Source organism: uncultured Shimia sp., from assembly GCF_913054185.1.
Taxonomy (GTDB): domain Bacteria; phylum Pseudomonadota; class Alphaproteobacteria; order Rhodobacterales; family Rhodobacteraceae; genus Shimia.
The window spans coordinates 1-3,401 of the sequence record NZ_CAJXIV010000166.1; the positions used below are offsets into that span (position 1 = coordinate 1).

A 3,401-nucleotide genomic window follows, 5' to 3' on the forward strand; every position below is an offset into this window, starting at 1 on the left:
ATCGCGCAGGAGGCCAATGTGTCCACTGTGCCCGGGTATATGGGCTTGATCGAAGACGCCGATGAAGCGGTGAAGATCTCCAATGAGGTTGGCTACCCGGTGATGCTGAAAGCCTCTGCGGGTGGCGGCGGTAAAGGCATGCGGATTGCATGGAACGACCAAGAAGCGCGTGAGGGTTTCCAGTCGTCCAAAAACGAAGCGGCCAACAGCTTTGGCGATGACCGTATCTTTATCGAGAAGTTTGTGACTCAGCCGCGCCACATTGAAATTCAGGTGTTGTGCGATGCACATGGCAACGGTGTGTATCTGGGCGAACGTGAGTGCTCGATCCAGCGCCGTCAGCAGAAAGTGGTGGAGGAAGCGCCAAGCCCGTTCTTGGATGAAGCCACACGCAAGGCGATGGGCGAGCAGTCTGTCGCGTTGGCCAAAGCGGTGGGCTATGCCTCTGCTGGGACCGTGGAATTCATCGTCGATGGCGACAAGAACTTCTACTTCCTGGAGATGAACACCCGATTGCAGGTGGAACACCCTGTGACCGAGCTGATCACCGGTGTGGACCTTGTTGAGCAGATGATCCGGGTTGCCAATGGAGAGCCGCTGAGCATCACGCAGGACGACGTGAAACTGCAGGGCTGGGCAATTGAGAACCGTTTGTATGCGGAAGACCCGTATCGCAATTTCTTGCCCTCTATTGGCCGCTTGACCCGCTATCGCCCGCCTGCTGAGACCAAGGCCTATGCGCCGGGCACACAGCCGGGGGACGCAGGGGATGTGGTCGTGCGCAATGACACAGGCGTCTATGAAGGCGGCGAGATCAGCATGTATTACGATCCGATGATCGCCAAGCTGTGCACATGGGCCCCCACCCGGGATGCAGCGATTGAGGCGATGCGTGTCGCGCTCGATAGCTTTGAGGTTGAGGGCATTGGCCACAACCTGCCGTTCCTGAGCGCGGTGATGGATCACCCGGTCTTCATCAAAGGTGAGATGACAACGGCGTTCATCGAGGAGCAGTATCCGGACGGTTTTGAAGGCGTGGATTTGCCAGAAGATGAGTTGAAACGTGTGGCGGCAGCAGCCGCAGCAATGTATCGCGTGACGGAAATCCGGCGCACCCGTGTGTCGGGCAGGATGGACAACCACGAGCGTCGCGTTGGCAAGAAGTGGGTTGTGAGCCTGCAAGGCCAGGATTTTGCCGTGAAGGTGAAAGCTGACAAGAAAGGCTCCACGGTCAAGTTTGAGGATGGTTCCAAGCTGCGTGTTAGCAGCGATTGGACACCGGGTGATCAGTTGGCGGTTCTGAATGTGAATGGCAAGCTGGTGCTGAAGGTTGGCAAATTGCCGGGTGGGTTCCGTCTGCGCACCCGTGGCGCGGATATGACCGTGCATGTGCGCACGCCACGGCAGGCCGAATTGGCCAAGCTGATGCCGGAGAAGATTGCGCCGGATACGTCTAAGCTGTTGTTGTGCCCGATGCCGGGTCTGATCGTGAAGGTCGACGTGGAAGTCGGTGATGAAGTGCAGGAAGGTCAGGCGCTCTGCACCGTGGAAGCCATGAAGATGGAAAACATCCTGCGGGCGGAGAAAACCACTGTGGTCACCAAGATCAATGCGGCGGCCGGTGACAGCCTCGCAGTGGACGATGTGATCATGGAGTTTGAATGATCCAGTAAGAAATTGGGTGCGGCGGTAACGCCGCGCTCTGCGCCCAAGGTGAGGGTGCTTGATCTGTGAGAGACCCCATGCCAGACAGTTTGCTGCCTATTTCCAAAACCACATTTATCGGCCCGTTTGAGGTTGGTCGTCTGGCCTATGGCTGTTGGCGGTTTTCCGGCAGCACGGTTGCGGGCGCGACGGTCAAGATTGAGGCGGCGCTGGAGATTGGCGCCAACCTTGTGGACACAGCCGCGATCTATGGTTTTGGCGATGAAGGATTTGGCGCGGCTGAGGCTGTTTTGGGCGACGTCTATGCGGCCAATGCCAGGCTACGGGAAAAGACCGTATTGGTGACCAAAGGTGGGATACATCCGCCGGTGCCTTATGACAGCCGCGCGTCCAACCTGATTGACAGCTGCGAAGGTTCGCTCGCGCGGCTCAAAAGTGATGTGATTGACGTGTTCCTGGTGCATCGGCCTGATCTGTTGGCGTCTTATGACGAGGTGGCGGAGGCGCTGACGCAGTTGCGGGCGGCGGGCAAGATCCGTGAGGCGGGGGTGAGCAACTTTAGCCACACACAAATCCGGGCGTTGCAGAGCAAATTGGACTTTGCCTTGGTCGCGAACCAACCGGAGTTCTCGCCGCTGGCCATCGAGCCTTTGGAAGATGGCACGTTGGACATTGCGCAGGAGATGAACCTGGCGGTCATGGCGTGGTCGCCGCTGGGCGGGGGACGCCTGACCGCAACACATCAGCCGGAGGCGGGCACGCAGGAGGCGCGGGTGTTGTCGGTGCTCGACAGTATTGCCACGCGGGAAAGCGTGGGGGTGGATCACGTGGCGCTGGCCTGGGTGTTGGCGCATCCGGCAGTGAGCATGGCGCTCATAGGCACGCAGAATGTGGACCGGATCAAAGACAGCGCAAAGGCCTATGACGTGAAGTTAAGCCGTCAGGATTGGTATGACGTGCTGGTGGCGGCACGAGGAGTGTCTATGCCGTGAGGCTGCGCGGGAGACATATCCCGTTGCAGGCCGTCTCCTATGGTTGGCGGCGGTCGCGGATTTCCTGCTGGCGCAGGGGGTTTTTGTCGATGGAGGCCGAGATTTCGCGCACAGTCCAAGGTTCGGGTTTGCGCAGATACACAATGCCGTCTTTGCCCACCAACGCCATCATGAAGCCACGTGGGCGCAGCTTTGTGCGCAACGCGGATTTGGCGGCGGGATCGGTATCGGTCAGCACCACCACATCGCGCTCAATCAATTCTTCGGGGAATTGTTCCACCAGCTCGATTTGCCGGATGAAACGCGGGTCACGTTCGGTGTCGGCAAAGACCACAAAGACTCTGTTGAGCCAGAGGTATTCCTCCAGACTGGCGTTAAGGCCAGATTGTATTAATTCCGGTGCATTTTCTGCCACTGTTTCGACAGCAGCAGGGGCATCATTTTCGGCGGTTTCTGTGCCTTGTGCGGCGGCGCCGGAGGCGGCCAGAAAACCTGTCAGAACAAAGGCTAAGCGGTGTGTCATCGTCTCTCCTGTTCTGACCAATATAGGGGGTGTTTCAAGCAATACGAACCCCTTAGATAAAGTCGGTCAAATTTTAACGCCGGTTAACAGCATTTCCATGGGTGTTGGCGCATGATGGTGGCCCTTGTATATTCGGCCAGCCTTGAGGGTGTGGCCCTCAAAAAGGTGCGCAAAGCCATGGATGTCATCCTACATGTCGGGGCCCATCTGAGTGGGGTTTC

3 protein-coding genes are annotated in these 3,401 nt (G+C 58.1%); 2 read left to right on the plus strand and 1 reads right to left on the minus strand.

Annotated elements, in window-relative coordinates:
• Nucleotides 1-1,665, plus strand: a 1,665-nt coding sequence (locus QZ517_RS19865; RefSeq protein WP_294230745.1) for a biotin/lipoyl-containing protein, incomplete at its 5' end; no start/stop codon positions are given.
• Between the two features lie 77 nt (nucleotides 1,666-1,742).
• Nucleotides 1,743-2,657, plus strand: a complete 915-nt coding sequence (locus QZ517_RS19870; RefSeq protein ID WP_294230748.1) for an aldo/keto reductase — start codon at nucleotides 1,743-1,745, stop codon at nucleotides 2,655-2,657.
• Nucleotides 2,658-2,694: 37 nt separating this feature from the next.
• Here QZ517_RS19870 and QZ517_RS19875 read toward each other — a convergent pair whose 3' ends face one another.
• Nucleotides 2,695-3,180 (minus strand): DUF4174 domain-containing protein, encoded by a 486-nt coding sequence (locus QZ517_RS19875; RefSeq protein WP_294230751.1) that lies wholly within the window; start codon nucleotides 3,178-3,180, stop codon nucleotides 2,695-2,697.
• Between the last annotated feature and the right edge of the window lie 221 nt (nucleotides 3,181-3,401).

What these genes read in the sequence shown, in the direction of transcription:
- QZ517_RS19870 (WP_294230748.1), top strand. Translation starts at nt 1,743, where the DNA reads ATGCCAGACAGTTTGCTGCCTATTTCCAAAACCACATTTATCGGCCCG.
- QZ517_RS19875 (WP_294230751.1), bottom strand. Translation starts at nt 3,180, where the DNA reads ATGACACACCGCTTAGCCTTTGTTCTGACAGGTTTTCTGGCCGCCTCC.